This window comes from Corynebacterium sp. HMSC078A10 (genome assembly GCF_001811565.1).
In the GTDB taxonomy this organism is placed as follows: Bacteria; Actinomycetota; Actinomycetes; order Mycobacteriales; family Mycobacteriaceae; genus Corynebacterium; species Corynebacterium hesseae.
In genome coordinates this window covers 54,091-78,555 of sequence record NZ_KV805221.1, presented here as the reverse complement: position 1 = coordinate 78,555, position 24,465 = coordinate 54,091, and the positions used below count along the sequence as shown (strand labels likewise).

Sequence of the window (24,465 nt, the reverse complement as noted above, 5' to 3'; positions counted from 1 at the left end):
CATCTATCCTTCTGTAAATGGCATATTCAGGGCAGAAAACGCCTTCTGGCAGATGCCTTTTGCATGTGTAAGGGTAGCGTGCGAGCAGCCCTGTTGATTGGTGGCCGCGTCCTGGCCTTTCTGGCACCCTGGAAAGCATGACAAAAATTGCAGTACTTGGTGGAGGACAAATCGGCGAAGCCCTCGTTTCTGGGCTGGTGCATGCGGGCTATGATGCCGCGGACGTCGTGGTGACCAACCGCCGCACTGAGCGCGGCGAGGAGCTGAAGAGCGCCTACGGCGTCAGCGTCACGAGCGATAACGCCGCGGCTGTCGACGGCGCCGACTACATCTTCGCCTGCGTGAAGCCTTATGCCATCGTGGAGCTTCTTGAGGGGCTCGACATCCCACAGACGGCCGTGGTTGTGTCCATGGCAGCCGGCTTAACTCTCGAGACCCTGGAGAAGGCCGCTGGGGAGGGCGTGCCGGTCGTCCGCGTCATGCCGAACACCCCCATGTTGGTGGGCAAGGGTATGTGCACCTGCGCGGGCGGCACCCACGTGACGGAGGAACAGCTCGACGGCGTGGTCAAGCTCCTGGAGGCTGTCGGCGAGGTTGCCGTCATTGAGGAAAAACACATTGATGCTGCTACCGCTCTGGCCGGCTCCGCACCCGCCTACTACTTCCTAGTCACGGAGGCGCTGATCGACGCCGGCGTGCAGCTCGGCCTCACCCGCGATGTTGCCGAGAAGCTAGCCACCCGCACCGCACAAGGCGCCGGAACGATGCTGGCTGAATCCGGCAAGGATCCGGTTGCTTTGCGCGCAGGGGTGACCTCCCCGGGGGGAACCACTGCCGCCGCTCTTCGCGAGCTCGAGGAGTCTGGCCTGCGGGGTGCGTTCTTCCGAGCCGCCGAAGCCTGCACCCAGCGTGCGCAGGAACTTGCCTAAAACTTCCCGTCGCCCTGGGAGCCCTGTGGCACGTGTTACCACACGGGCTTCAAGGGCAGCAGCGGTGCGAAAGAGGAAAAAATTAGCTCTTGGGTCGCATTAGTCACAGGTTTCACGCTAAGCTGGCAGGAGCGCGTGCGTGATAGTCCTGTGGGAGGGGAAGCCTACAGCGCGTCACGTGCTGAAGGGTTAAATAAACTATGACGAATGAAGATAAGGGAACTTTCCTGACCATCGCCGAAGTTGCGGAGATCATGCGTGTCTCCAAGATGACGGTCTACAGGTTGGTTCATGCAGGTGACATGCCGGCCGTGCGCGTGGGACGCTCGTTCCGCGTTCACGAATCCGCCGTCAAGGAATACCTTGAGGCTTCCGTATACGGAGCCTAGCGTTCACCTCTTTCTGGCAGCGCCCACCACTGCGGACCCCTCGCGGTCCACGGCGGTGGGCGCTGCCCTTAGTTTTGGTGCTGGGCAGGCCGCTAGGTAAGATAGTGAACATTCGTTTCGGCACTGGCATGCCTGCGTCTCCCTGTTTTGCGGGGACCGCCTCGAGTGCACCGTGGGTGGTTTTGTTCCAGGCGTTGCCGGCCGGGTTACGTACGTACTGATACCGAAAGTGAGGAAACCTGCTATGGGTTCTGTCATCAAGAAGCGCCGCAAGCGCATGTCCAAGAAGAAGCACCGCAAGATGCTGCGCCGCACCCGTGTTCAGCGTCGTAAGCTGGGCAAGTAAAGCTTCGCCTGCAACTCCCCGCATGGTCCTTTTGGGATCGTGGCGGGGAGTTTCTGCTATCTATTCTCCCTTCTAGGCTTAAGGGACATTTCGTGTGGATTTGCGGCGTGTCGCACTAAGGGACATTTCGTGTGGATTTAGGAGCGTCCGGCCCAGCCTTTTCTTATGCCTAAGCTGGGGTTCCACTCGTTGTCGATATGGGTGTCGAATGTGGCAGGTCGCCCGTCTGGGTGGCCGCGTCGTGTGAGCTCTTCTTTCGTCTAGGCCGCGTATGCCGCTTCTCCCCATTGCGTCCAAACTCTTGATGCCTGGCTAGGTCCAGTGGATGTACAGGGGCTTCGGTGCGGACGTCACCATAGGAATTGACCTAACCGCTCCAGCCGCGGCTTACCTACCACAGACCTAGGACTATCCGGTGTTGATTTCACCGATCAGGCTGTTGGAACCAATTTAGAATCAAGATCACTGCATTATCCCAGGCTGCCCCGGGAATCCGTATCGATTTATCCACACGAAATGTCCCTTAAGCCCCCTTCTATCCGTCATTTCAGACGACCTCTCCGTCGTCTCGCACGACGTCGTTTCAGACGACGACGCCGCTTAGAACGGAATGTCTTCCTGCGGTGCGCTTGGAGTGTGGGGTTCCTTGGCAGCGGCCTGCGCTTCCTTAGCTTCCTGCTGGGCAGCTTCCTCTTGGGCGCGCTCGCGGGTGGCCGTGATTTTCTGGGCTACCGTCTGCGCCCACCGCTTCGCTTTCTTTGCCAGCGGGCCGGTCGGCTCCGTCGTGGCCCACGTCCCGTCCTCGTAGAGCCACACCATATCCCCGGTGTGTGGGTCCATGATGTAGTGCGCGCGCCCATCAGTCTTCATATTGTGATGGTGTTGGCACAGGCTGGCCAGGTTGCGCGGGTGCGTGGCGCCGCCGTCGGCATAGTTGATGCGGTGGTCCATCTGGCACAGGTAGGCCGGCCGGTTGCAGCCCGGAGCGCGGCAGGTGCCATCGCGGCCTTCCACATATTTGCGGATGAGCTCTGAAGCTATGTAGCTGGCTGATTCCGGCGGCTGGGAGGACAGGTCGCGCGTGCGTGTGGCGGGCATGTCCTGCGATGTCCATCCATACCCTTGGACAAAGGTAGGAGCGTTGTCGATGTCACTAGCTTGGTAGGTGTGCAGAATGATAGTCGCCGGTGGAGAGATGCTGCCGGCGATGAGCTTCTTTAGGGCATCGGCCTGCGAGAGCCCGTTCTCCTTCGCCGCCTGTTTGATGTAGCCATCCAGAATCATCCCCGTGGCACTGTCCGTGTTGAGCTCAAGGATGCCGCGCTCGCCAGTATCGGTAAAAGTATAAGAGTCCTTCTTCGGCGAATCGCGGAAGGTAAAAGCTTTATTGATGCTCTTGCAAGTATCGCGCACCTTACGCCCAATCTGCGCCGGTGTAGGGAAGACTTGATTCGGGGAGGTAGGGGTGAAGAAGGTGACCAGGGAATCGTCGATAAGCGCGAGCGTTTCCGGAGGAAGCTTGCCCAGCTTCGTCAGGGTGCGGTCGATGGTGATGAGCGCCTTCATGTCCAGCAGAAACTGACTGTCCTGCAGGGCCTTGACCTGCGGTAGTTCCGTGAGGCGGTGCACGGCCAGGCAGCATTCGCTCACGGTGTAGTCACCGACGCCGAGCTTGGCGACGAGCCTCTGGCACGCAACATCAAAATCCTCATCGAGATCTGGCATGGCGGCTACCCATGAGCGATAGTCCGCGCGGCGGGCGGCGCTGCGCTCCACGGCGAGGGTGCAGTCAGGGTTCATATGGGAAAAGTAGGCGGTTTGAGTGGCGGTGTTCACGGTGTCCCCTAGGTTTATGGTATCGCTTGTATGTTCTATGAGCACTATAAGACACGCCCCGGACATCTACTATGGCCTGGGGAATGTAGGTGTTTCCTCGAGGTATTTGAGACATACAAGCGCCCTCTTTGCATCAGGTGGGGAGTATTGTCTTCCGGCCCCACAGGAGTCCGCTGCGTACGTATGATGGCGAACTATGTTGCCTAGACTCTTGACCCTTGACAACCTGGTTATCTCACAGACAAAGTCCTTCATGCAGGATCAGTTCCTGATCGCCGATGAACAAGGCGTGCCCGTGGGCACCATCGTGCAGTCGTCGAGCATGAAGGACATGTTCTTCAATTCCTCCCGCAGCCTCGAGGTTGCCTTCACGGATGAGCAGGGCAATCCGCAGCAACCGCTCATGGTGATCAAGGATCCGCCGAACTTCGTGCGGGATACCTATGAGGTGTATTTGCCGGGCGTCGAGAAGCCCATGGCAGTGGTGACCAAGAAGTTCTCCCTGCTAAAGACGCGCCTGACCTTGGAGATGGAAGGCTTCCCAGAGATTGAAATTGAAGGCGATGTCTGGGATTGGAATATCCAGATCAACAGCCAGGGACAGCCCCTAGCGGAAGTGCGCAACGAATGGTCAGGCGTGGGGCGGTTCCTAGCCGGGAAGAATACCTACAAACTCAGCATCGCGCCGGGGCTCGACCCGCAGCAGCATGCGGGGCTCATCGGTGCGGTCATGTGCATGGATATGCTGCGCACCAAGCAGCAGAACAGCAGCTAGCGGCGCACCATGCGCCAGCTTCCATAGGAAAAGAGCGCGGTGGCCAGCGCTGGGAGGCCATAGGTGCGCACGGCCTTGCGCACGGAGCGGTAGTCGCGGATGAGCCAGCCTTTTTCCTCGGCGATATCGCGCAGCTTGGAATCCGGGTTAATGGCCACGGGGGTTCCCACCATGGAGAGCATCGGGACGTCGTTGGAGCTGTCGGAGTAGGCGGTGCAGCGCTCAAGGTCGAGGTTCTCCAAGGTGGCCAGTGCTGCCACGGCGTGCTTTTTGCCCGAGCCGTGGAGGATATCGCCCACGAGGCGGCCGGTGAAGCGGCCATCTTTTACTTCCGCCACGGTGCCGAGCGCGCCCGTGAAACCGAAACGCTGCGCCAGAATCTGCGCTAGCTGCACGGGGGTTGCGGTAACCAGCCATACCTGCTGGCCGGCATCGAGGTGCATCTGCGCCAGCTGTTTTGTGCCCGGGTAGGCCTTGCGTGCCATGGATTGGTCCACGATGCTCTCGCACAGGGCCACCATCTCATCCACCGAGCGGCCCTTGACGAACTCGAGCGCCTGCACGCGCCCGGCGGCTACGTCCGCGGCATTCTCTGAACCGGAGACGCGGAATTTGAGCTGCTTCCACGCGATGGGAAGGATCTCAGAAAGCTTGAAGTAGCGGCGGCGCGCAAGCCCCAGCGCGAAAGCTACGAGCGAGGAGCCTTGGATCAACGTGTTATCCACGTCGAAGAAGGCGGCGGCGCCAACGTCCTGGGGGATGTCTGGGTCGGGCTCAGTGATGGAGCGTGAACCCGCCGATTCGAAGGATCCCCGGACGGAATCCACGCCAGAGGAAAACGCATCCAGGTCAATGCCAAAGAGGTGTTCCACCGCCGCGGCTGCCGACGCCTCACCTGCCGCCCGCTGGTGCTCCTCACCCAGCGGGGCAAAGGCCTGTTGCTCCAAGAAGTTACGTAGGTTTCCCCTGCTTGCGGTCCAGTTGGCAAGGAACTCGCGGGGAGAATCGGGCATACCGGGAGGCAGGGGGAGGGGCACGCGTTCAGCTTTCATGGGGCGGGCAGACTAACGTGTCCATAGTAAACCGCAAACCGTTCTACGTCCTATCGAGGAGTTTCTATGTCCCACGTCGTCGAGCTGATGGTGCGTACTACGTGTGGCTCTTGCGCGCGAGTGCTCGAGCAGATTACTCCGGTGGTCCAGCAGGCTGGTGCGGAGCTTAACGTGCGCACGGTGGATGAGGATGCGGAGCTGGCCATGGAATATGGTGATCGCGTCCCCGTTGTAGTGATTGATGGGGAGGAATTCTCCTGTTGGGAAGTGGACAATGAGGAGCTAGCGCAGGCGCTGGCGCAGTAGTTTTTTCGGCGTTCCCGCGAGTTTCGGAAACAAGCAGAAGGCTAGTAGTCTTTTGGATGATCTATGTCATCCAAAGGGATGATAAACAACTGGAGGGTAGTGCATGAGTGTGCTCGTCGTGGGCATGTCGCATCAGTCGGCGCCGGTGGCGCTGCTGGAAAAGCTGAGCATGGACGAGACCGTGCAGAACCATACGTGCCGGACCATGGTGTCGGCGGGCTCGCTGAGCGAAGCGATGATTATCTCCACGTGCAACCGCCTGGAGGTCTACACCGTTACCAATTCCTTCCACACAGGCGTGCAGGATGTCGTGCGCAACCTCGCTGAAGTCTCCGGCGTGGGGGAGGAGGAACTGCGCTCCTACCTTTATGTTCGCTATGCCGACGCCGCCGCTGAGCACCTCATGATGGTGGCCTCGGGCTTGGACTCGATGGTGGTAGGTGAGCAGCAAATCATCGGCCAAGTCCGTACCGCCTATCAGTTCGCTGTCGAGCAGGGAACCGTCGGGCCGCGCATCCACGCGCTGGCCCAGTGCGCGCTGCGCACCGGCAAGCGGGTGCATTCCGAAACCGAGATCGATGAGGCGGGCTCCTCCATGGTCTCTTTCGCTTTCGATCAGGCCCTGAGCCGCATGGGCACGAACGATCTCGACGGCAAGCGCGTGCTGATCTTGGGGGCGGGTGCAATGGCCTCGCTGGCGGCAACCCACGCGGGGCGCCTGGGAGCACACCTGGTCATTGCGAACCGCACCCTGGCTCGCGCCCAGCGCGTGGCGGAACATGCCCATGAAGCGGGCGTCTATGCGGACGTCGTCGAGTTCGCGCACCGCGCCCAGGCTTTGCACGATGTGGACATGGCGATTTCTGCCACGGGCGCCCAGGATTTCACCATTTCAGCGGCCGACGTTGAGCGCTATCACGTGGCTGACCGCGAGCTCATGCTCGTGGATCTCTCCTTGCCGCGCGATATCGATGATGCGGTGGCAGATGTCGAGGGGGTCGACCTCGTCAACATCGAGAGGCTGAGTAATTCTTTGCAGGCGGCCGATACTGATCTTGCCGCCGGCACCAGCCCCCACGCGCAGGCGCGGCGCATCGTCAATGAAGAGCTGGAAGCCTATGCTTCCGAGCAGCGCGTCCGCGACGTCGTCCCGGCGGTATCGGCGCTGCGTAAGCGAGCAGCGAACCTGGTTCAGTGCGAGGTAGCGCGGCTGGAGCAGAAGCACCCAGAGCTGGATGAGCGCCAGATGGGAGACATCAACCGTGCTCTCAAGCGCGTTGCGGATAAGCTGCTCCATGAGCCCACGGTTCGTGCGAAGAAGCTCGCAGCCAACTCCGGAACGGTGAGCCACGAGACCGCGCTGCAGGAACTCTTTGGGCTCCAGTTGGAGGGCAGCGGTGTGGCCATTGACGTGGCGGAGCTGCCGGATGCCGCGCAGATGGAAGCCGCGGAAAGCACTAAGGAAGAAAAGGACGCATAGATGTTGAAGATCGGCACCCGAGGATCCCTCCTAGCCACCACGCAGTCGGGGCACGTGCAGGAGTGGCTGCAGCAGGCAGGCTATGAGGCAGAGTTGCACATCGTCACCACGCAGGGGGATGTCAACATGGCGCCCGTGGAGCGCATCGGCGTGGGCGTATTTACGCAGGCCCTGCGTGAGGCCGTCGCCCGCGGCGAGTGCGAGATCGCGGTGCACTCCTTCAAGGATCTGCCCACGGCTGCCGACGAACGCTTCGACCTTGTGGTTCCGCAGCGCCAGGACATCCGCGAAGCGCTTATCGCCCGCGATGGCCTGACCCTCAAGGAGCTGCCGGAGGGCGCACGCGTAGGTACCTCCGCGCCGCGCCGCATCAGCCAGTTGCGGGCGCTGCGCCCGGACCTTGACATTCGCCCACTTCGAGGCAATATCGATACCCGCATGGGCAAGGTCACCGGTGGCGAGCTCGACGCCGTCCTCCTGGCCTACGCCGGCCTCGTGCGCGCGGGCTATGCCGATCGCGCCACCGAGGTCTTCGACCCGGAGGTTTTCATGCCCGCCCCGGCACAGGGCGCGCTGGCCATCGAGGCAGTGAAGGGAACGGAGGCTGCACAGGCCATTGCCCTGCTTGCCGACGCCCCCGCCACCGCCGCCACCCGCGCCGAGCGCACCGTGCTCTCCCGGCTAGAAGCCGGCTGCACCGCGCCGGTTGCCGCGGTCTCTCACTGGGAAGGCGAGCAACTGGTCGTGCGCGGCGGAGTCTTCGCCCTCGATGGTTCTCGTCAGCTCATCGCTCAGGCCCAGGGCGAGGCCAGCGAGGCAGAAGAATTGGGGCGCGCGGTCTCCAAGGAGCTCTTCGCGCAGGGAGCTGCAGACCTCCTGGCAGCGGAGTAATCGCACGTAATTTTTGCTTTGGGGCCTTTTCCTTTAGTGTGTATCTAGCACACAATCATTGAGAGCAATGATTTAGGCCCCCTTAACTCGCGAGTGAGGGGCTTTCTTGTCTCCATTTCCCGCGCCCGCCACGCGTGGCGCCGGGGCACTCGGAATCCACAAACTAGAAAAGAACCTTATGAGCAATGCCGTGCCGGATACCCAGCCTGAGCTGGGTAAGTCTGATCTGGGCAAAGTCGTCTTCGTCGGTGCCGGCCCAGGTAACCCCGACCTGCTGACCGTTCGCGCCCGCGAGGTTCTGGAGACGACCGCCAACGTTGTGACCGACGCCGCCGTTTCACAAGGCGTGCGCGACATGGTGGCGCAGCAAGTGCCGGTTCCGCAGGAGCTTCTCGACGCCGCCGAGGAAGAGTACGAGCGTATCTGCGCCGCCGCAAAGGAAGCGGGCGCGCGCCGCAAGCCGCCACGCCCAGCCCCGCCGACGGCGGCGGTGTTTGAGGAGGTCGAGGGGGGCGTCGTCAAGCAACTGCGTGCAGCACTCGAGCGCGCAGAGGGCCACGACGTGATCCGCCTGGTCACCGGAAACCCGCTCAACCGCGAGTCCATCAAGGCGGAAATCACCGCCGTGGCCAATGCGGGCATGGAATTCCAGGTGGTCCCGGGCATGTCCCTGCCTTCGACGGTTCCGTCTTTTGCAGGTATTGCTCTCGGTGCGACCTATACCGAGGCCGACATCACCGAAGGTGCGGATTGGGACGCGCTGGCCTCTGCGACGCAGCCGCTGGTTTTGCAGGCCACGGCAGATGACCTGCCGGTGATTTCCGCCGAGCTGGTGGAGCGCGGGATGCCCGCGGAGACGGAAGCCTACGTCACCGTCCACGGAACCACCCGTCTGCAGCGCACCCACGAGACCACTCTGGGCACGCTGGGCAAGCTCGACGCTGAGCTGCCGGGCGAGCTCGTCGTCACGCTGGGCCGCAGCTTTGATGATCGCTCGAAGTACTCCTGGTGGGAGAACCGTTCGCTCTATGGCTGGCGCGTGCTCGTGCCGCGCACGAAGGAGCAGGCCGCGGCGATGAGCGCCCGCCTGGCTGGCCACGGTGCCATTCCGCAGTCGGTGCCCACTATCTCCGTGGAACCGCCGCGCAACCCGGCGCAGATGGATCGCGCCATCAAGGGCATCGTCGAAGGCCGCTACAAGTGGGTCGTGTTCACCTCCGTCAATGCGGTGAGCGCGGTGTGGAAGAAGATTGCGGAACTCGGCCTCGATGCCCGCGACTTCGCCGGTGTGCACCTGGCGGCGGTGGGGCAGAAGACCGCCGATGCGATTCGCGCCAAGGGCATGGTCCCGGAGCTTCTGCCGCCGGCGAGGAAGCAGAATGCCGAGGGCCTCGTGGAGGTCTTCCCCAACTACGTTGAGGACATCGACGCCGTGGGCCGCGTGTTGCTGCCGCGCGCCGATATCGCCGGCGAGACTCTGGTGGACGGCCTGTTGGACTTGGGCTGGGAAGTCGATGACGTGGTGGCCTACCGCACCGTGCGCGCGGCCCCGCCGGCGGCGGAGATCCGCGACATGATCAAGTCCGGTGGCTTCGATGCGGTGGCCTTTACCTCGCCGTCGACGGTGCGCAACCTCGTCGGCATCGCCGGCAAGCCCCATGCCCGGACCATCATCGCGTGCATCGGCCCCTCCACCAAGGCGGCGGCCGAGGAGGTGGGGCTGCGCGTGGACGTGGTCCCGGAGGTTGCGGATGTGCCGACGCTTGTCGACGCCCTCGCTGACCACGTCGCCGCCCTCCGCGCCGCCGGCAACCTGCCTGCTCCGCGCAAGAAGCGCCGCTCGCGCAAGAAGTCGGCGTCGACCACTGCTGGGAAGGCAGATTAGGGGCGACTAGAGTCGAGAAAGTACTTTTGATTTTCTCGTAGCTCAAAGGAGAGTTTTTACTCATGAGCATTGCTCGCCGCCCCCGCCGCCTGCGTCAGAACCCGGCTTTTAGGGACTTGGTTGCGGAAACGTCGCTGCGCCCCTCCGACCTCATCCTCCCGATGTTCGTCGTCGATGGTCTGGATGAAGCCCGCGAGATCCCCTCCATGCCGGGAGTGGCGCAGCACAGCTTGGATTCCCTCAAGCGCGCCGCCCACGAGGCACTTGACGCCGGCGTGACCTGCGTTGACCTTTTCGGTGTGCCGCGTGAGGAAGACAAGGATGCAACCGGCTCCGTGGCTTGGGACCCGCAGGGCATCCTCAACGTTGCGATTGCCGAGCTGCGCAAAGAGTTCGGCGATGACCTCATCGTGATGGCGGATACCTGCCTCGATGAGTTCACCTCGCACGGTCACTGCGGTGTGATCGATGACAAGGGCCGCGTGCTCAACGATGAAACCGTGGAGCTCTACCAGGACATGGCCCGCTCTCAGGCCCGCGCTGGTGCGCACATGGTCAGCCCCTCCGGCATGATGGACGGCCAGATTGCCGCCATCCGCGAGGCCCTCGATGAGGCCGGCCATGAGGACGTTGCCATCATGGCCTATTCCGCCAAGTACGCCTCCGCCTTCTTCGGTCCCTTCCGCGATGCGGTGGGCTCCTCCCTGGAGGGCGACCGCCGCACCTACCAGCAGGATCCGCGCAACTTCCGCGAGTCCATGCTGGAGGTGGACCTGGACATCGAGGAAGGCGCGGACATCGTCATGGTTAAGCCTGGCTTGCCGTACCTCGACGTGTTGGCCGGTGCCGTGGAGCGCTCCTCCGTGCCGGTAGCCGTGTACCAGGTGTCCGGCGAGTATGCGATGATTCAGGCAGCCGCCCAGAACGGGTGGATCGATGGTGAGGCCGTTATGCTGGAGTCCTTGACTGCGTTCAAGCGCGCGGGCGCGGACCAGATCCTGACGTACTTCGCCACGGACGCCGCCCGCTTGCTCAAGTAAAAGGAGAATCGTGACGTTCAGCCCGAACACGGCTTCGTCGGCGCAGAAGCCGGCGAAGCAGGACAAGGAGCCGGATAAGGAGAAGGCCACTCGCACCGAAGCCGTTTCCCTCATGCTCAAGGTGTGGGCCGTTGCCTTGGTGCTTGAGGTGGTGCACCTAGTCCTGAGCATCGTGCTGACCCTTCTGAACCGGGACGAGCTCTTTGCCCAGGCCCGCACCACCGCGGAGTCCGCAGCGGAAAAGTCTGGGCAGGACGTCAGCGATGCCCTCGTGCAACTCGTGGGCTATGGCTCGGTGGCGTTCAGCTCGCTGATATCGCTCGCCATCGTCGTCCTGCTGGGCATCATGCTGGGCTTGATCCACAAGAACTCCTCGGCGGCCGGCACCGGCCGGCGCCTGTGGTTCGCCTTCTCCCTCTACTTCGCCTTCCGCGTGCTCATCGTCTTCATGAGCAGCCCCGCCGGGGCGAGCGTTCCGGACTGGCTGTTCGTTCTTGATGGCGGCGTGCAGATCCTCGTCGGCGTGGCCGCCGTCATGGGCTTGATCTTCTCCTCCAAGGAAGAAGTTCTTGAGTACACCGGCGAGATGGAACAGATGCGCCAGATGCGCAAGGAGATGGAAGAGCAGCGCCGTCAGGAAAACCTGGAGGAGCGCGAGAAGAAAAACAAGGACAAGGAGAAAGAAAGAGACAAGGACGGCAAGCGATGAATGACCGCCCCGGCCCCGCGGACTATAATCGCCGTCCGCGCCGCCCTAAGAAGCAGGGCGAGCAGGATCTTTCCACCTGGCCTTCCCAGCTGCGCATCTCCTATTGGGTCTTTGTGGTTGCCGCCGTTGTGATGTTGACCGCCGGAATGGTGGGACTCTTTGGCTCCTATGGCTCGGTGACCAACCCCGAACTCAGCCCAGAGCAGGTGGGCTATATCCGTTTCAATACGCGCTTTGCTGCCATTTCTCATGTGGTGAGCGCTGTCATCATTGCGGCGTGCTCCGCGCAGTTAGCAAACGGTTCGGTGTGGGCGCGCCGCATCATTACCGCGGTTTCCGCCTATGCCATGTTCGTCAGCATAGCGGCGCTGATTGCCGGCGTGGGCGGGCTGCTCTTGTTGCTCATTCCGATGGCGCTCATGGTGGGAATCTTCTTCCTCTTTCATCCAGACTCGACGGCGTTCATTAAGGCCCGTCGGGCGCAGAATTCCTGATTGGCGCCCACTCCAACTTTTGATTCATAATGGACGGTATGTCTCGTCTGTCTGCCGCGCCGCTTATTGAGGCCGCTTCCGGCCGCATCCCGTCCCGTCCGCCCGTCTGGTTCATGCGCCAGGCGGGGCGTTCTTTGCCGGAGTACCGCAAGGTCCGTGAGGGAATCAGCATGCTGGATTCCTGCTTCATGCCGGAGCTGCTGGCGGAGATTACCCTGCAGCCAGTGCGCCGCCACGACGTCGACGCGGCCATCTTGTTCAGCGATATCGTCGTCCCGCTCAAGGCCGCGGGCGTCGGCGTGGAAATCGTCCCCGGACGCGGCCCAGTCATGGATGCGCCCGTGCGCAGCAAGGAGGACGTGGCGAACCTGCCTATCCTCGACGTCGACGTGCCCGAGGTGCGCCAGGGCATCGAGATCATTCTGAACGAGCTCACCGACAAGCAGGCACTCATCGGTTTTGTCGGTGCGCCTTTCACTTTGGCCAGCTACCTCATTGAGGGTGGCCCCTCGAAGAATCATGAGCGCACCAAGGCCTTGATGCATTCCGAGCCGGACACCTGGCACCAGCTCATGGAGCGCCTGACCCCGACGATCATCTCTTTCCTCCAGCTTCAGCTGGAAGCGGGCATCGATGCGATGCAGCTTTTTGATTCCTGGGCGGGCTACCTCAACGAGCGCGACTACCGCGAGTTTGTTCTGCCCTATTCAACGCAGATCCTTAAAGCCGCGGAGGGCCGCGTGCCGCGCATTCACTTCGGCGTGGGAACCGGCGAGTTGCTCGGCGCGATGTCGGAGGCCGGTTCGGAGGTCATGGGCGTGGACTACCGCGTGAGCATGGATGCCGCCGCGGCACGCGTCGATGCAGACATCCTGCAGGGCAACCTTGATCCAGCCTTGCTCTTTGCCGGCGAGGAGGCGGTGCGCCAGGGCGTGCACACCATCAAGGCAGAGGTCGCCCGCGCAAGGGAGCGTGGCGACGTGAAGGGACACATCTGGAACCTCGGCCACGGGGTTCTGCCGACTACCGACGCCGACGCCATCACCCGCGCCGTCGCCATCATCCACGAGGAGGGCTAAATGAAAATCGCGATCATTGGTGCTGGACTGGCGGGACTCACCGCCGCGTGGGAACTCAAGCACAACACTGAGGGCTCCCATGAGGTTTATGTTTTCGAGGCGGCCGATCGCATCGGCGGCAAGCTGCACACCGTGGCTTTCAACGGCGGCCCCACGGACATGGGCGCGGAGGCCTTCATCCGCCGCCGCCAAGATGCCGTGGACTTCTTCACGGAGCTGGGCTTGGAGGATTCCTTCGTGGAACCCAACAGTCAGCTGCGCCCCCGCGTGTATACCGGCGGCGAGCTGCACTTCTTGCCACAGGGCGGTGTCATGGGTATTCCTTCCGCGCCGCAGGACTTCTTCTCCGCTGCCACCAATGAGCGCATCACCAACGAGCAGCCCTTTGAGTGGGAAGTCGGCGGGGATGTCTCCGTGGGCAAGCTCGTGCGCCAGCAATACGGCGATGACGTGGTGGACCACGTGGTCTCCGCGCTCCTCGGCGGTGTGTACTCCTGTACGGCCGATGACCTGGGCCTCCGCGCCACGGTTCCGCACCTAGCGGCCACGCTGGACTCGCTGGCGAAAGAGGGCCCGGTAACCCTGTCGGCGGCAATCAAACAGATCGAGTCCGGCCGCAGCCCGGCCGAAGGCTCCGTCTTCGGCACCTTCAAGGGTGGCTACGCCGAGCTCTACGAAGCCCTGGCTGAGAAGTCCGGCGCGCAGATCCACCTGGACACCTTCGTCTCGGGCGTGACGCGTAAGGGTGATGCCTTTGAGGTCAAGGGCGCGCCGGGGGATATCGGCCCCTTCGACCGCGTGCTCTTTGCCACCCCGGCTCCGACGACCGCGCGCCTGCTCAAGGCCGTGGCTCCGGAGGCCGCCCAGGAGTTGTCTTCTGTCCAGCTGGCCTCCTCTGTAGTCGTCGGCTTCAACTTCGCCTCCGCCACGGACCCGGAGGGCAACTCCCTTCCGGAGGCCACCGGCATTCTCGTCGCCTCTGACGAGCCCGGCGTGCGCGCCAAGGCTTTCACGCTCTCATCCAATAAGTGGCCGCACCTGAACGAGCGCGAAGGCTTCCTCGTGCGCGCCTCCTTCGGCCGCTTCGGCGATGACGCCCTCGTGCGCGCGGAGGAGGATGACCTGGTGGACTATGCCCTTGATGACCTGCAGAAGATCACCGGCTTCGACGGCCGCGCCGCCGGCGTGGAGGAGATCTACACGCAGCGCTGGTTCGGCGGCATCCCCCGCTATGACGAAAAGCACCTGGCTACCGTTGCCGCCGTGCGTGCCGCGCTTGCCGACGTCCCCGGTATCGCCACCGCCGGCGCTTGGGCCGATGGAGTCGGCGTGCCCGCCGTCATCGCCGGCGCCCGCGCTGCCGCGCAGGCGCTCGTCAGCTAGCTCGCTGTCCCTCCTTGTGGCGCCTCACAAAGGGCGCCTCACAAGGGGCGTCCCGCAAAAGGCGTCTGATAAAAGGTATCTTTGGGTGTAAAAACGCCATCTGCAATGCGCAAAAGGCGTTTTGGGCCGTGAAAACGCCTTATGACTGATGCCTTTTGTCAGATGCCTTCAGCTGGTCGATGGAGTTACGTAGTCGCTCTGCATTGCGAGGGGAACGCAGAAGGTATTCCGTTTCACGGAGCGAGTTGTAGTCATCCATGGAAACGGTCGTTGTGAGGTTGAGCTGCTCGCACACGTGCTCGTCGTGGCTGACCAGGATGAATGCCCCGCGGTAGCTCGTGAGCACCTCAATCAGCCAATCGGTGGTGGGGATATCGAGGTTGTTTGTCGGTTCGTCGAGAAGCAGAAAGCGCGGGGCTGGGTCGCTGAGCAAGACGCGGGCGATTTCGACGCGGAAGCGCTCGCCACCAGAAAGCTGGCCCACTGGCTGGTGGATCTTGTCGTTGATAAAGAGCATTTGGGCCAGCTGGTCGCGCAGGAACTGCGGGTCCGCGTTGGGGTTGGCCTCCCGCACGATGTCGAGCACCGACTTCTCCTCAGGCAGGACGATGCGTTGGCGGATGTATCCGCAGGGCAGCGCGTACTCGACGTCGCCGCGGGCGATGCGGTTGAGGAAGGTGGTCTTGCCGCTGCCGTTGGGCCCGGCGAGGCGAACACGCTCAGGGCCAGTAATGCTGAGCAGATCGCTGACCAGCACGCGGGTGCCCACGGGCAGCTCAGTGCCGGGGAGGTCGATGTGGACATGGGTGTCGTCGCGAAGCGCGCGCTGTGCCTTGTCATGAGCCGACAGGGCGGCAGCCACTGCATCGTTGGCCTGTTGAGAACGCCCAGCGGCCGAGCGCTCAGAACGGTTCTTGTCCAAGCCCATGGCCATGCCGGGTTTGCGCTTCGAGGCGGCGAAGTTCTTGCCGCGGCGGGCATCGCGCGCAATGCGGGTCTGCATGGCGGCGCGCTCGCGGATTTGTTTGCGGTGTTCGGCCTTGGTCTCTCGGACCTTGGCCTGCGCGGAATCCTGCTCGGCATCAATCGCTGCGCGGTAGGAGGAGTAGTTTCCCTCGAACTCGCGAAGTGTTCCGTGGTAGAGCTCCGCAATGCTATCCGCGTGCGCGAGGAGCTCGCGGTCGTGTGAGACGACGAGAACCGGCATCGGCGCGGTGCGAATGAGCTCGAGCAGGCGCTGGCGTGATGAGGAGTCCAGGTTGTTGGTGGGCTCGTCGAGGATGAGGAAATCCGGCTTGCGGAAGAATGCGGCGGTCAGTGCCACGGTCACCGCTTCACCACCCGACAGTGTTCCGATAGTGCGCTCTAAGGGGAAGGGGATACCCGCAGCGTCGAGAGCTGCTTCAATACGTTCTGCTAAGTCCCACTGCTCACCAACAGTGGCGGCGAGCTCTTCCGAGTATTCGCCAGCCTCAATGCGGGCAATGGCGTTGAGGACTTCGGTCGCGCCAAAGACATCGGCGATGGTGCTAGACGTATGGAGGCCTAAATCCTGGTCGACATAGAGGACTGAGCCCGCGGATACCGTTCCCGAAGTCGGGGCAATGAGGCCTGCAAGTACCTTGGCTAGCGTTGATTTTCCGGAACCATTCGCACCGACCAAGCCCGTGAAGTGCGAGGAAAACGTGCCGGTGAGCTCCGTGAAACAGGGGGTGCCGTCGGGCCAGGTGACGGTGAGATGAGAAAAAGAAATAGGCATGAAGAAATCCACCTTCGAGTAAGTCGCGTAAAAAGTGTGACGTCGAATTAGGAAAAAATCTTCATGCCCGAAAGACTAGCCCGGCTAATACCCCAGCGCAAGGGCCGCCACACCAAGACCGAGGGCGCCGCGGGCAATGTAGTGCAGCACCTCGGGGGAGAAGGAGACACCGAAGCCGCCGCTGTCCAGCATGGACATGCTGTCTACCTGTGCCGGGCGGGAACGCTTAAACGACGCCCAGCTAAGACCGGCGATGATGAGCACCACTGCGATGGCGGAGAGCTTCCACACCAAGAGGAGGACACCAGCACCAAGGAGCGCCGTGCCCACTGAAGCGATAAGGGGAAGGCCCCAGTCGGGCCATGCATCGTCGCTGACGCGGCCGAAGGAGGCAGCGCGCCCAACCGCCGCGCCGACGATGCTCCACGCGGACATGAATCCGACGATAGCCAGCGCCCCGAGCTGTGGGGCGAACCCCAACGTCAAGCCGAGGGCTGCGAGCGCACCGACGCCGATGTACCACCGTCGTCCCAGACGACGGAAGAAGAGACCCGTCAACGTGGAGGGCGCATGGGTGCGACGAGGAATCCAGGCGGACTGGCTCGCAATGGCATCAGAGGTGACCTCCGAATCAAGCAGACCAAGGCCGGATCCACCGACCAGGCGCGTATGCCCAGCGCTGAGAAGCGAAGCCAGCGTGAACGAGCGCCACCCCACGACGAAACGCAGGGCCGGGACTGTCAGCGCGAACCACGGGGATAGCCCGGTGGACACGCAGATGCCGAGACCTAAGACCCCGAACCCGATCAGCTGCGTCCATGTGATCCAGTCGGTACCGCGGAGTTTGCCGCGTGGGCGATCAACGTACACCCAACGTTCCCGGGAGAGCGCCCGTAGGGGATAAAGAGTCTCGGCGAACACGATGAGAGCGAGCAGTCCCACGATGCCGGCAATAGGAGCGACACCAGTCAGCGTGATGCGCGCCGGGATGATAGGCACGACGGCGCTGACTTCTTGCCAGCCTGTGTAGCCGAAGCCGATGAAAATGCCGGCGAGGATGAGATACCAAATGCCATCACCTAGCCGGGATAGCGTGCGCATCACAGCTGCACCACCTCGTCGCAGGCCTGGGTGATCGTGTCGGAATGCGAGGCCACGACGATGCAGCGATTCTCCTCGTCGGCTAGGTAGCGCAATTCGATTGCGAGGAACTCGGTCCAGGTGGCGTCGAGGTGGCGCTCGGGCTCGTCGATAAGCACTGCGCGCGCCGGCTGGTACAGCTGTGCGGCCAGGAACACGCGCTGGCGCTGGCCTGAGGACAGGCGCGAGGCGGGGTGAGGGAGGAGAGGCTCAAGCGCCCAGAGCTCGCAGAGCTTGGCGACGTCCACCCCTGTCGCCTTTCCTATCAAGTCCAGGTGCTCGCCCACGGTGAGGTCGGGGAGGAAAACCGGCTCGGCCACCGTGATCACAGCACCCGGTTGCTCCTTCGTGCCGACGGGATGGCCGTCGTACTCCACTGAGCCTTCGAGAGGCGCAAGCTCACCGCCGAGCGTTGCGAGCAACGTGGATTTACCTGAACCGTTGGGGCCGGCGAGGCCATAGATGCGGCCTGGGGCGAAGTCCTTCTCAAGATGTCCAAGGGGCGTGGAATGCCCATAATCGGCGTCGATGGAAAGCATTGCTGGGCGGCGAGCTCCTTACATTGGGCGGCTAGACAATAGTTAAAACTTATTGATGAAGTTTAGCAAAATGCACGCCCCGAACGTTCTTTTCGAGGTGGGAAACACCCTTGGGATTGGTGTCATGAGCTGCTAAAATGAGAGAAAATGTAGTTGAAAACTCGGGAGGATAGCAATGTCGGAGCCTGTTCAAATTGAAAGCAGTAGTAGCGACCGTGATCCGTTAGCGTTGAGCGATGCTGCGTTGCGTCTAGCAGGCCACGATGTGACTGATGAGTACGTGCGCCAGCTGGGCCGCGAGGTGGCTGCAGGGACATTATCTGCCGACGAAGCTATCGCTCGTGTTCGGCGAGCTTCGCTGAAATAGAGCGCGGGGGAGAAACATGAGCGGGGGCTGGGAGAGCTATTTCATTCCAGGGACCAAGGTTCTGAAGAATCGCTTGGGGTTAGATGACGCAGAAGAACTACGGATCTTGGAAGAAAAGCTTGTATTTCTTCGGATAACCGAGTTGGAGTCGGCACCTGTGGAAGGTGCTTTTGACTACGCGCACTTCAAGGCTATACATCGACATCTTTTTCAGGATGTGTATGACTGGGCGGGTGAAGAGCGGACTGCCCCTACAGACCAGTTCATGATTAAGGCTGGGCATGCCTACTATCCGGCGGGGCCGGAAATGACGAAGGCAGCAGAGAAGCTGTTTGCGGGGCTGGCGAAGGATGATTTTCTGCGTGGCCTAGAGATTGATGAGTTTGTGACCAAGCTGGCGGAGCTGTGGGGCGAGCTCAATGTGGTGCATAGTTTTAGGGAAGGCAATACCCGTACGCAGACGGTGTTCTTTGATGCGCTGGTTACGGCGGCAGGATACCAACTTAATGTGGAGCGGCTAGCGAGTGATAGCCGCGTACGCGCGGAGTTTATTGCCGCGCGCTTTCACAGCCAGGACACGGGGGATAACGCGCAGCTGGAGGAGGTGCTGCGCGGGCTCGTCGGAAAGCGCAGTGCCTAGCTCTCGAGGCTAGCCCTTGTTGCGGAAGACGAAGATGGAGGAGAAGTCCTGGTCGCCGTGGCCCATGGCCTGCTGTTCCTCAAAGCGCTCGATGGCGGCGGCCACTGCAGGCAGCGGCTTGTTGGCGGTCATCTCCATGAGCTTGGCGTCCTTGCACAGGGCATCCACGGTGAAGTCACCCGGAGTGGTGTTGCGCTCGCCGGTGATGAACGGGCCCTTCATGTTCTTCATGAAGGCCAGGCCGGTGATGTCGAGCATCTCGAGGATGACCTCGGAATCGAGGCCCTCGGACTCGCCGAGGTGGAGTGCTTCCAGCACGCCCTCCGCGGTAACGGCAAGTGCTAGGTTGGCCAGGAGCTTGCCAATCGCCGCGGTGGCGGCGGACTCCACGCCGATGAGCTTGTTCTCATCGGCCCACGGCTCGGCGATGGTCATGGCGAGCTCGCGGCGGTCGTCGTCAGGCGTGCCCACGTAAACGCCGAGCTTGCCTTCGCGTGCTGGGCCTAGCGAGCCGACGACGGGCGCGTGGACATAAGAGTCGACCGCGGCAGCGAATTCGCGGGCGGCATCGGGGGAGACGGTCGTGGTATCGATCCAGGTCACGCCCTCCGGGATGAGGTTGGCGTCAATGACTCGCTCACGGATGTCATCGGGGCCAAAGAGCGAGGTAATGATGACCTCTGCGCCCTCTACGGCGGCGGTGGGCGAATCGGCGAGGGTAGCGCCGGACTCGACCAGCGGCTGCGCGCGCTCGGCGGTGCGGTTCCAAACGGTGAGCTCATGGTTCTTGAGGAGGTGTCGGGCGAGCTCAGTGCCCATGCGGCCAGTACCTAGGAATGCAATCTTCATGCCGCCCAGTGTGCCATTATTGTGGGCAGGCTCGCCGCGATTTATGCGAGCCCCGGACGAGGGAGCCGTACCCGGTGACGCGACAAGACGGCCAGAAAGGGCTGGCCATGTCGTGGTTTGTGTTGATTTTCTCCGGCGCCTTTGAGGCTGTGTGGGCAGCGGCGCTGGATAAGTCGGAGGGCTTTAGCCGCCTGTGGCCCTCGGTGATCTTTTTCGTGGCCTGCGCCATTTCGATGGGCGGGTTGGGCTGGGCCATGAAGTCTATCCCCGTGGGCACGGCCTACGCGGTGTGGGCCGGTGTGGGCGCGGTGGTCACCGTCATTTACTCCTTCGTCGCCGGGCACGAGGCGGCAACCGTGTGGAAGGTGCTGTTCCTGGCCATGATCATTGGTGGGATCGTGGGCCTGAAGGTGGTGCATTAGGAGGCGTCGTCGTTTGAAACGACGAAGGAGAATCGATAGTTCGGTGAGTGGATGCCTATGTACTTGCGTAGTAGGCTTCTGGATATCAAGCCGCAAGGCAAATAGGCTCTGGCCCCAGCATCGCTGGGGCTATCTTTTTGTTCCGGTTCGGCTGAACGCTTTGCTATTCGTAGCGCAGCGCCTCAATCGGGTCCAGCTTCGCGGCCTTTCCGGCAGGGTAGTAGCCGAAGAAGAGGCCAATAGCCAGCGAGAAGAGCAGCGAGAGGATGACCGCCCACAGCGGCGGCGCTACGAGTGAGCCGATGGCGGCCGCACCCGCCATGCCGGCTGCGGTGCCGATGGCGATGCCGATGAGACCGCCGATGAGGCAGACCACGATGGCCTCCGTGATGAACTGGATGCGGATATCACGGCGGCGTGCGCCAAGCGCTTTGCGGATGCCAATCTCACGGGTGCGCTCCGTGACGGTGATGAGCATAATGTTCATCACGCCGATGCCACCGACGAGCAGCGAGATGCCGCCGATGGCCGCGAGTACCAGGCTCATCGTGGTGAAGATCTGGTTCAAGGACGCGAGGTCATCGCTGAAGTCAGATACCTTGACCATGTAGTCGGGGTTGTCTTTGTAGTAGCTATCGAAGACGCGCTGCAGGTTGCTGGCTACCGCGGCCTTATCCAAGTCCGGGTTGCCGCGAACGGTGACCTCGCTGAAGGCGGTGCCAGCACCCGGGGAATCGGAGAACTCGGCCTCGAGCGGGTAGGGAACGAAGGCGGTTTGGCTGGGGCCACCGCCCACCAAAGGCCCGGTTTGCGGTTCCTCAAAAACACCGATGACGGCGAGCTCGATCGGGGAGGCCTCCTGGCTTTCAAAGCTCACGTATTGGCCAATGGCGTCTTCAGGAGCGCCGAAAAGCTTGGTGGCGGTTTCCTTATCCAGCATGGTCGCTGCCCGGCTGGAATCGATATCGTCCTCGCTGAGGAAGCGCCCGGCCACGATGGAATAGGACGAGCCTGAGACATAGTCCGGGTTGGTCGGGCGGACGAGGAGGTTGGCAGTCTCCTCCCCGGATTCGCCCTCGACCACGAGGGCGCCGGAATAAGAGCTGTATTCGCCGATATTGATGCCGGCGATCTGATCTCCCAAGACCTCCTTGGCGCGGTCCAACATGTCCGGGGTGAGCATGGAGGACTCGTCTTCGACATAGCCACCGCCCATGAAGGGATCATCGGCTTCTTCCTCTTCGCCCTCCTCAGGGCGCTCCTTGACCTGAACGGTGAAGTTGTTCGCGCCGACCTTATCCAAGTCCTTCTGCACGGAAGACTGCAAGGAGTGGCCGAGCGTGACGATGGCGATGACCGCGGCGATGCCGATGATGACGCCCAAGAGTGTCAGCGCCGAGCGCATCTTGTTGGTGCGCAGGCTGGTCAGCGCCATCTTGGTGGATTCAGCAAAATTCATGACAACACCCCGTCCTTCATCGTGACGGTGCGGCTGCATTCATCAGCCAATTCCGGGTTGTGGGTAATGAACAAAATGGTCTTTCCATGCGTGCGGTGCAGTTCGTGGAAGAGGTCCATGACCATGCGGCCGGTCTGCGAATCCAGTGCGCCGGTGGGCTCGTCCGCTAGGAGAATCTCCGGCTGGTTGGCCAAGGCGCGGGCCACCGCCACGCGCTGCTTCTGACCACCGGAGAGCTCATTAGGCAGATGGTTCATGCGGTCACCCATGCCGACCATCTCCAAAAGCTTTTCCGCGCGCTGGGTGCGCTCGTGGGATGAAACGCCCGCATAGACCATGGGCATCTCCACGTTCTTCAGCGCGGACATGCGGCCGATCAAGTTGAAGTTCTGGAAGATGAATCCGATTTTTTGGCCGCGGAAGGAGGCCAGTTTGTCGTCGCCAAGCGCCAGCGCATCCACGCCAGCCAGCTGGTATTCGCCGGCGGTGGGGCGGTCGAGCAAGCCGATGATGTTCATGAGCGTGGACTTGCCGGAGCCGGACTGGCCCACGACGGCCACGAACTCGCCTTCCTCCACGCTGAAGTCGAGGCCCGGGATGACGGTCAGCTCGCTGTCGAGACCCTCGTTGAAACGTTTGACGATTCCCCGCATCTCAATGAGGCGGCTCATGCGTTCTCTTCCGCATCATCGGAGCCTTCTACGGAGGCGGACATGCCGACCATGTCCTTGTGCGTATCCGCCTGGCTGATGACGGTCTCGCCTTCCTTGAGGCCGGAGGCGATGGCGGCGGAGAAATCAGATTCGCTGGCGATCTTCACCTCGCGCGCCTGGATAGTGCCGTTGTCGACGACCAGGACGTTCTTCTTGCCGTCTTCTTCATAGATGGCGGAGAGCGGCACGGTGATGGCGTTCTTGTCCTTCTCCGTAATGATCTTCACCTTGGTGGTGGAACCAAGGCGCAGGCCCTCGCGGTTGCCATCGACGCGGATGTGCACGGGGAACTCAGGCTTGGTGGAACCAGATGGTTTGCCGGAGCCGCCACCTGCACCGGCTTCTACCTCAGGTTGTTCGGCCGTAGGGGAGATGAAGGTGACCTTGCCTTTGTACTCTTTGCCGGGGCTCGACGGCGAGGTGAACGTGACTTCATCGCCGACCTTGATGCGGGCGATGTCACCCTCCTTGACCGTGGACTTCACCAACAGCGAGGAATCATCCGCCACGGTGAGGATGGGGCCTTCGGCGGGCATGCCGGCTTCACCACTGACGGAGGTGACAACGCCAGCCAGAGGGGAGCGCAGGTCGGCCTGGGAGAGCGTGTACTCCAGAGGCCCATTCTCCTTGGCGTTGCTGGCGCTTGCCGACGCCGCCGTCTCCACCGCATGGTTCACCGCTTGGGACTGGGAGGCGATTTGGTGTTCGATGGCCAGGTTGCTGGCCTGCAGTGCACGCTCGGCATCGGAGACGGCCTGGTAGGAAGCGGCGGTGGCGCGCTGCTGTTCGCCGAGCTCGCGGTCGATGCCACGGAGGAGGCGGCCATAGGATTCCTCGGATTCCTTCAATTGGCGCTCGGAGTCTTGCACAGCTTCATCGGAGTCCAGGTAGCTTAAGAAAGCGCTGGCGGTGGTGATGCCGGAAGGGTCCTCGGTGGCGGTGCCGATGGAGGCCAGCGCGGACTGGAAGGACTTGGACTCGGCATCGCGCACCCCGGAGCGCGCCTGCTCGACGGCCGCGCGGGCTTCGGCAACCTCGGGGCGGTCGCCCTTGGTAGCGAGGGCATCGTCGAGCTTGCGCTGCGCCTCGGCGTACTCGGTCTGCGCCGAATTCACGGCGGACTGGGCGCTATTGACCTCCGGGTTGAGGCCCTGGTCGAGGGAATCCTGAAGCTGGCGCAGCTGAAGCTGGGCGTCCTCGATCTGGTGGACGGCCTCGAGCTTGCCTGCCTCTTGGGAGGTGCGCTGGGCTTCGAGCTCGCGCTCGGTTTCGGTGGTGTCCATGCGGCCGAGCAGCTGTTGGGCCTCGACGCGGTCACCCACCTTCGCGTCTAGGGACTGGATGGGTCCGGTCAGTGAGCTCGTCAGAGAAATCTCGCGCTCGGCGGAGACGGTGCCGGTGGCGGAGACGGAACTGATGAGGTCTTCCTTGGCGGTTGTCGTGACATCGCTAGCGGTGAGCTGAATGTCGGAGGAGCCGCTGGTCAGTGCGTACATTCCACCACCGCCTGCGAGGAGAACCGCAGCGATAGCGCCGGCGGTGATGCCGAGAGCTTTCTTGTTCATGAGTCCCTTACTGTCAGGTAAACGCCGTCATTGAAAATCGGGTTCAGCTTAACTCTCGGCTATGCTTCCTGTCATGTACAGCGGGGGAATATAGGAGGTAGATCAGGGTCTACCCTTAGTTGGTGTGGGGCCATGAGGACTGGTGACGTTTCGATCAACTAAGGGGTCCGAAAATGGGCGGTTTTCTGCCACTATTTGATCGAAACGTACTTGGCATCGGCCTTTTAGAAGGGCACATCGATGCGTATATCCTCCGCGCGCGGCAGCGGGGGAAGCGTCGGTATGTGGTCGAGGCCGGCTTGGACTTCTGGCGGGATGGGGATGGACGTGGGCACCCGCGGGGGCTCGGGCAGTTCCAGCTTGGGCCTGGGCCGCTGCGGTGGGGCCGGACGGGGTGCGGGCGCCGGGGCGGGGAGGG

General features: G+C 62.3%; 24 protein-coding genes, 1 pseudogene and 1 riboswitch. Of the genes and pseudogenes, 15 read left to right on the top strand and 10 right to left on the bottom strand.

All coding sequences use genetic code 11. The annotated features are described in order from the left end of the window. Positions 1-137: 137 nt before the first annotated feature. From proC to HMPREF2808_RS13135, 3 genes are all read left to right on the top strand, one after another. Entirely contained in the window at positions 138-929 is a 792-nt protein-coding gene (proC, locus tag HMPREF2808_RS09955; RefSeq protein ID WP_070596625.1) for a pyrroline-5-carboxylate reductase, read from the top strand. A gap of 200 nt (positions 930-1,129) precedes the next feature. Beyond that, positions 1,130-1,318 carry a helix-turn-helix domain-containing protein gene (locus tag HMPREF2808_RS09950; RefSeq protein ID WP_010189818.1) on the top strand — a complete coding sequence of 63 codons (189 nt, stop codon included), beginning with the start codon at positions 1,130-1,132 and terminating at the stop codon, positions 1,316-1,318. 244 nt (positions 1,319-1,562) lie between these two features. Then, positions 1,563-1,664, top strand: a complete 102-nt coding sequence (locus tag HMPREF2808_RS13135; protein ID WP_003855542.1) for a 30S ribosomal protein bS22 — start codon at positions 1,563-1,565, stop codon at positions 1,662-1,664. 137 nt (positions 1,665-1,801) lie between these two features. On the opposite strand, the pseudogene HMPREF2808_RS13130 reads toward HMPREF2808_RS13135, so the two are convergent. Together HMPREF2808_RS13130 and HMPREF2808_RS09945 are read right to left on the bottom strand one after the other, a co-directional pair. After that, a pseudogene (locus tag HMPREF2808_RS13130) lies at positions 1,802-2,007 on the bottom strand (IS256 family transposase); the annotation flags it as partial. 257 nt (positions 2,008-2,264) lie between these two features. Beyond that, entirely contained in the window at positions 2,265-3,500 is a 1,236-nt protein-coding gene (locus HMPREF2808_RS09945) for an HNH endonuclease signature motif containing protein (protein ID WP_083299142.1), read from the bottom strand. A 196-nt stretch (positions 3,501-3,696) separates the two neighbouring features. Here HMPREF2808_RS09945 and HMPREF2808_RS09940 point away from each other — a divergent pair, with 196 nt between their 5' ends. Then, positions 3,697-4,275 carry an LURP-one-related/scramblase family protein gene (locus HMPREF2808_RS09940; RefSeq protein ID WP_070624572.1) on the top strand — a complete coding sequence of 193 codons (579 nt, stop codon included), beginning with the start codon at positions 3,697-3,699 and terminating at the stop codon, positions 4,273-4,275. Here the strand turns inward: HMPREF2808_RS09940 and HMPREF2808_RS09935 are convergent. Further along, positions 4,272-5,327: an HAD-IB family hydrolase gene (locus HMPREF2808_RS09935; protein WP_227485605.1), complete on the bottom strand. Its 1,056-nt coding sequence runs from the start codon at positions 5,325-5,327 to the stop codon at positions 4,272-4,274. The two genes, HMPREF2808_RS09940 and HMPREF2808_RS09935, sit on opposite strands and share 4 nt — an antisense overlap. A 66-nt stretch (positions 5,328-5,393) precedes the next feature. Here HMPREF2808_RS09935 and HMPREF2808_RS09930 point away from each other — a divergent pair, with 66 nt between their 5' ends. The 9 genes from HMPREF2808_RS09930 to HMPREF2808_RS09890 all read left to right on the top strand — a co-directional run bounded on the left by HMPREF2808_RS09930 (position 5,394) and on the right by HMPREF2808_RS09890 (position 14,594). Beyond that, on the top strand, positions 5,394-5,633 hold the full coding sequence (locus HMPREF2808_RS09930; RefSeq protein WP_070533963.1) for a glutaredoxin family protein: 240 nt from the start codon (positions 5,394-5,396) through the stop codon (positions 5,631-5,633). Between the two features lie 103 nt (positions 5,634-5,736). After that, positions 5,737-7,113 carry a glutamyl-tRNA reductase gene (locus HMPREF2808_RS09925; protein ID WP_070624571.1) on the top strand — a complete coding sequence of 459 codons (1,377 nt, stop codon included), beginning with the start codon at positions 5,737-5,739 and terminating at the stop codon, positions 7,111-7,113. After that, positions 7,114-8,004, top strand: coding sequence for a hydroxymethylbilane synthase (gene hemC / locus HMPREF2808_RS09920; protein WP_070624570.1), 891 nt, complete (start codon positions 7,114-7,116; stop codon positions 8,002-8,004). It begins immediately after the preceding gene. Positions 8,005-8,182: 178 nt separating this feature from the next. Further along, positions 8,183-9,889: a bifunctional uroporphyrinogen-III C-methyltransferase/uroporphyrinogen-III synthase gene (locus tag HMPREF2808_RS09915; RefSeq protein WP_070624569.1), complete on the top strand. Its 1,707-nt coding sequence runs from the start codon at positions 8,183-8,185 to the stop codon at positions 9,887-9,889. Positions 9,890-9,951: 62 nt separating this feature from the next. Continuing rightward, on the top strand, positions 9,952-10,929 hold the full coding sequence (gene hemB / locus HMPREF2808_RS09910; protein ID WP_070521091.1) for a porphobilinogen synthase: 978 nt from the start codon (positions 9,952-9,954) through the stop codon (positions 10,927-10,929). A gap of 10 nt (positions 10,930-10,939) precedes the next feature. Continuing rightward, on the top strand, positions 10,940-11,638 hold the full coding sequence (locus HMPREF2808_RS09905; RefSeq protein ID WP_070521089.1) for a hypothetical protein: 699 nt from the start codon (positions 10,940-10,942) through the stop codon (positions 11,636-11,638). Further along, entirely contained in the window at positions 11,635-12,132 is a 498-nt protein-coding gene (locus HMPREF2808_RS09900; protein ID WP_070521085.1) for a tellurium resistance protein TerC, read from the top strand. Before HMPREF2808_RS09905 ends, HMPREF2808_RS09900 begins: the two co-directional genes overlap by 4 nt. 38 nt (positions 12,133-12,170) lie before the next feature. Beyond that, complete coding sequence (hemE, locus tag HMPREF2808_RS09895; RefSeq protein ID WP_070624568.1) at positions 12,171-13,211, top strand: uroporphyrinogen decarboxylase; 1,041 nt, start codon at positions 12,171-12,173, stop codon at positions 13,209-13,211. Next, positions 13,212-14,594, top strand: coding sequence for a protoporphyrinogen oxidase (locus tag HMPREF2808_RS09890; protein WP_070624567.1), 1,383 nt, complete (start codon positions 13,212-13,214; stop codon positions 14,592-14,594). Between the two features lie 139 nt (positions 14,595-14,733). Here HMPREF2808_RS09890 and HMPREF2808_RS09885 read toward each other — a convergent pair whose 3' ends face one another. The 3 genes from HMPREF2808_RS09885 to HMPREF2808_RS09875 form a co-directional block, all read right to left on the bottom strand. Beyond that, the gene (locus HMPREF2808_RS09885; RefSeq protein WP_070533941.1) at positions 14,734-16,353 is read right to left on the bottom strand and encodes an ATP-binding cassette domain-containing protein; all 1,620 of its coding nucleotides are present in this window, start codon (positions 16,351-16,353) and stop codon (positions 14,734-14,736) included. A gap of 84 nt (positions 16,354-16,437) precedes the next feature. Then, a complete protein-coding gene (locus tag HMPREF2808_RS09880) occupies positions 16,438-17,454 on the bottom strand; it encodes an ABC transporter permease (RefSeq protein ID WP_070624566.1) in 1,017 nt (338 codons plus the stop codon). Beyond that, positions 17,454-18,032 (bottom strand): ABC transporter ATP-binding protein, encoded by a 579-nt coding sequence (locus HMPREF2808_RS09875; RefSeq protein ID WP_070624565.1) that lies wholly within the window; start codon positions 18,030-18,032, stop codon positions 17,454-17,456. The genes HMPREF2808_RS09880 and HMPREF2808_RS09875 overlap by 1 nt, the downstream gene beginning before the upstream one ends. Positions 18,033-18,415: 383 nt before the next feature. Here HMPREF2808_RS09875 and HMPREF2808_RS09870 point away from each other — a divergent pair, with 383 nt between their 5' ends. After that, positions 18,416-19,039 carry a Fic/DOC family protein gene (locus HMPREF2808_RS09870; RefSeq protein ID WP_070533937.1) on the top strand — a complete coding sequence of 208 codons (624 nt, stop codon included), beginning with the start codon at positions 18,416-18,418 and terminating at the stop codon, positions 19,037-19,039. Positions 19,040-19,048: 9 nt separating this feature from the next. Here HMPREF2808_RS09870 and HMPREF2808_RS09865 read toward each other — a convergent pair whose 3' ends face one another. After that, positions 19,049-19,888, bottom strand: a complete 840-nt coding sequence (locus HMPREF2808_RS09865) for an NAD(P)-dependent oxidoreductase (protein ID WP_070533936.1) — start codon at positions 19,886-19,888, stop codon at positions 19,049-19,051. Positions 19,889-19,913: 25 nt separating this feature from the next. Beyond that, positions 19,914-19,984: riboswitch (guanidine-III (ykkC-III) riboswitch) on the top strand. Between the two features lie 11 nt (positions 19,985-19,995). Between HMPREF2808_RS09865 and HMPREF2808_RS09860 the strand changes: the two genes are divergently transcribed. Further along, positions 19,996-20,310 (top strand): DMT family transporter, encoded by a 315-nt coding sequence (locus tag HMPREF2808_RS09860; protein ID WP_070521062.1) that lies wholly within the window; start codon positions 19,996-19,998, stop codon positions 20,308-20,310. A 163-nt stretch (positions 20,311-20,473) separates the two neighbouring features. Here HMPREF2808_RS09860 and HMPREF2808_RS09855 read toward each other — a convergent pair whose 3' ends face one another. From HMPREF2808_RS09855 to HMPREF2808_RS09845, 3 genes are read right to left on the bottom strand one after another with little or no spacing between them, the layout of a single operon-like run. After that, positions 20,474-21,769 (bottom strand): ABC transporter permease, encoded by a 1,296-nt coding sequence (locus HMPREF2808_RS09855; protein WP_070562561.1) that lies wholly within the window; start codon positions 21,767-21,769, stop codon positions 20,474-20,476. After that, positions 21,766-22,440: an ABC transporter ATP-binding protein gene (locus HMPREF2808_RS09850; protein WP_070562564.1), complete on the bottom strand. Its 675-nt coding sequence runs from the start codon at positions 22,438-22,440 to the stop codon at positions 21,766-21,768. The genes HMPREF2808_RS09855 and HMPREF2808_RS09850 overlap by 4 nt, the downstream gene beginning before the upstream one ends. Then, complete coding sequence (locus HMPREF2808_RS09845; RefSeq protein WP_070562567.1) at positions 22,437-24,047, bottom strand: permuted SH3 domain-containing protein; 1,611 nt, start codon at positions 24,045-24,047, stop codon at positions 22,437-22,439. Before HMPREF2808_RS09845 ends, HMPREF2808_RS09850 begins: the two co-directional genes overlap by 4 nt. Positions 24,048-24,465: the final 418 nt, after the last annotated feature.

What these genes read in the sequence shown, in the direction of transcription:
- HMPREF2808_RS09940 (WP_070624572.1), top strand. Translation starts at nt 3,697, where the DNA reads ATGTTGCCTAGACTCTTGACCCTTGACAACCTGGTTATCTCACAGACA.
- hemB (WP_070521091.1), top strand. Translation starts at nt 9,952, where the DNA reads ATGAGCATTGCTCGCCGCCCCCGCCGCCTGCGTCAGAACCCGGCTTTT.
- HMPREF2808_RS09885 (WP_070533941.1), bottom strand. Translation starts at nt 16,353, where the DNA reads ATGCCTATTTCTTTTTCTCATCTCACCGTCACCTGGCCCGACGGCACC.
- hemC (WP_070624570.1), top strand. Translation starts at nt 7,114, where the DNA reads ATGTTGAAGATCGGCACCCGAGGATCCCTCCTAGCCACCACGCAGTCG.
- HMPREF2808_RS09935 (WP_227485605.1), bottom strand. Translation starts at nt 5,327, where the DNA reads ATGAAAGCTGAACGCGTGCCCCTCCCCCTGCCTCCCGGTATGCCCGAT.
- hemE (WP_070624568.1), top strand. Translation starts at nt 12,171, where the DNA reads ATGTCTCGTCTGTCTGCCGCGCCGCTTATTGAGGCCGCTTCCGGCCGC.
- HMPREF2808_RS09845 (WP_070562567.1), bottom strand. Translation starts at nt 24,047, where the DNA reads ATGAACAAGAAAGCTCTCGGCATCACCGCCGGCGCTATCGCTGCGGTT.
- HMPREF2808_RS09900 (WP_070521085.1), top strand. Translation starts at nt 11,635, where the DNA reads ATGAATGACCGCCCCGGCCCCGCGGACTATAATCGCCGTCCGCGCCGC.
- HMPREF2808_RS09915 (WP_070624569.1), top strand. Translation starts at nt 8,183, where the DNA reads ATGAGCAATGCCGTGCCGGATACCCAGCCTGAGCTGGGTAAGTCTGAT.
- HMPREF2808_RS09925 (WP_070624571.1), top strand. Translation starts at nt 5,737, where the DNA reads ATGAGTGTGCTCGTCGTGGGCATGTCGCATCAGTCGGCGCCGGTGGCG.
- HMPREF2808_RS09860 (WP_070521062.1), top strand. Translation starts at nt 19,996, where the DNA reads ATGTCGTGGTTTGTGTTGATTTTCTCCGGCGCCTTTGAGGCTGTGTGG.
- HMPREF2808_RS09850 (WP_070562564.1), bottom strand. Translation starts at nt 22,440, where the DNA reads ATGAGCCGCCTCATTGAGATGCGGGGAATCGTCAAACGTTTCAACGAG.
- HMPREF2808_RS09855 (WP_070562561.1), bottom strand. Translation starts at nt 21,769, where the DNA reads ATGAATTTTGCTGAATCCACCAAGATGGCGCTGACCAGCCTGCGCACC.
- HMPREF2808_RS13135 (WP_003855542.1), top strand. Translation starts at nt 1,563, where the DNA reads ATGGGTTCTGTCATCAAGAAGCGCCGCAAGCGCATGTCCAAGAAGAAG.
- HMPREF2808_RS09865 (WP_070533936.1), bottom strand. Translation starts at nt 19,888, where the DNA reads ATGAAGATTGCATTCCTAGGTACTGGCCGCATGGGCACTGAGCTCGCC.
- HMPREF2808_RS09890 (WP_070624567.1), top strand. Translation starts at nt 13,212, where the DNA reads ATGAAAATCGCGATCATTGGTGCTGGACTGGCGGGACTCACCGCCGCG.
- HMPREF2808_RS09870 (WP_070533937.1), top strand. Translation starts at nt 18,416, where the DNA reads ATGAGCGGGGGCTGGGAGAGCTATTTCATTCCAGGGACCAAGGTTCTG.
- HMPREF2808_RS09930 (WP_070533963.1), top strand. Translation starts at nt 5,394, where the DNA reads ATGTCCCACGTCGTCGAGCTGATGGTGCGTACTACGTGTGGCTCTTGC.
- HMPREF2808_RS09880 (WP_070624566.1), bottom strand. Translation starts at nt 17,454, where the DNA reads ATGCGCACGCTATCCCGGCTAGGTGATGGCATTTGGTATCTCATCCTC.
- HMPREF2808_RS09875 (WP_070624565.1), bottom strand. Translation starts at nt 18,032, where the DNA reads ATGCTTTCCATCGACGCCGATTATGGGCATTCCACGCCCCTTGGACAT.
- HMPREF2808_RS09950 (WP_010189818.1), top strand. Translation starts at nt 1,130, where the DNA reads ATGACGAATGAAGATAAGGGAACTTTCCTGACCATCGCCGAAGTTGCG.
- proC (WP_070596625.1), top strand. Translation starts at nt 138, where the DNA reads ATGACAAAAATTGCAGTACTTGGTGGAGGACAAATCGGCGAAGCCCTC.